Raw genomic sequence first — 1414 nt, 5'->3', positions numbered from 1 at the left:
CCATTATTGGCCGATCCAAAAGAGATTCGACGTAAACGAGCTGAACAAGCTGCAAAGAAAGCGGCTCAGCAATAAATTGAGATAAATAAAAAGGGGAGCACATGTGCTTAATGCCGATCGTTTAGCTACTTGAACGATCCTCCAGAGGCCTCATAATCGGTCGTAACGTAAGTTACGGCCGATTTTTTTATGTCTGAGTTTTCAAAAGAGTTACAGGTTACCGCAGAGTTTTGCCACGAACGTCCAATCGATGTGTTTAATAAACACATTCCTTTGGAGTGGGTTGAAGAAGCCGTTCAACAAACTGGACGAGTATCAATCAGAAAGCGACGCCTCCCCGCGGAGCAAGCTGTTTGGTTAGTCTTAGGAATTGGACTCCAACGCAATCGCTCCATTCAAGATGTTTGCGACAAGTTGGAGTTGGCATTCCCTGATGTGGATGGTGAACTCACACCTATGGCAACAAGCAGTATTATCAAGGGAAAAGAGCGCCTCGGTGATAAACCTATGCGTTACTTATTTAAAACTACAGCGCAACAGTGGGAGCAACAATCAGAGTTTGACGAAGTTTGTGGCTTGAAGCTTCTTAGTGTCGATGGAACGTATTTTAAAACTCACAATACCGAAGAAAATCAGTACTTTGGCTTCGCTCAAAAAGGTGCGTCATTTCCAAGTGTTCTAGCGGTAACATTGATGTCTACACGCAGTCACCTTGTGTCCGATGCTGCTTTTGGGCCCGTAACAAACAGTGAAATCTCATATGCCCAACAACTTGTGGGTTCAGCACCAGATGACTCCTTAACTCTTTTTGATAGAGGGTTCACTTCTGCGGAGTTATTTACCAGTTGGCGTGGTGCTAGCAGTAACAGCCACTGGTTAACACCAATCAAAGCTAAAATGCGCTATGACATAGTTAAGAGTTATACTGAACATGACCATCTTATTGAGATGCCTGTTTCACCACAAGCTCAAAAGCAGGCTCCCTATCTTGGCAAAAAATGGCAAGCCCGCCTTATTCTAATTCCAACACCTAAAGGTGAAATCAAAGGCTTTATAACTTCGTGCCTATGCCCTGAACGCTATCCATTTGATGACTTGGTTAAAGTGTATTGGGAACGTTGGGAAATCGAACGCAGTTACGGCGAGCTAAAGCAGTACCAGTTACAAAACAAACCCATATTACGAAGTAAGAAAAAAGTTGGTGTATATCAGGAGCTGTGGGGGATATTAACCAGTTATAACATAGTGAGGCTGGAGATGGCTGAGATGGCTAAACAACACAAAGTTGAGCCTCTGCGGATCAGCTTCATTAATGCATTATTTTTGATTATGGATGAGATGATTTGGGCGAGCGACACTCGAAGTCCAGGGGCGATCCCCAAAAACTTAAAAGCTCTCAGGGATAATGGAAAGC

The 1414-nt window shown here is 43.7% G+C and carries 1 protein-coding gene and 1 pseudogene; both read left to right on the top strand.

The features are described from left to right. Positions 1–75, top strand: a pseudogene (locus AB4585_RS22965) (RnfH family protein); the annotation flags it as partial. A gap of 114 nt (positions 76–189) precedes the next feature. Beyond that, a partial coding sequence (locus AB4585_RS22960; RefSeq protein ID WP_372171113.1) for an IS4 family transposase occupies positions 190–1414 on the top strand: 1225 nt, incomplete at its 3' end.

The sequence above is a fragment of the Vibrio sp. 10N.222.49.C9 genome (assembly GCF_041474985.1).
Classification (GTDB): Bacteria; Pseudomonadota; Gammaproteobacteria; order Enterobacterales; family Vibrionaceae; genus Vibrio; species Vibrio crassostreae_C.
The sequence above is the reverse complement of the archived record's forward strand: the minus strand, read 5'-3'. Positions and strand labels throughout refer to the sequence as shown.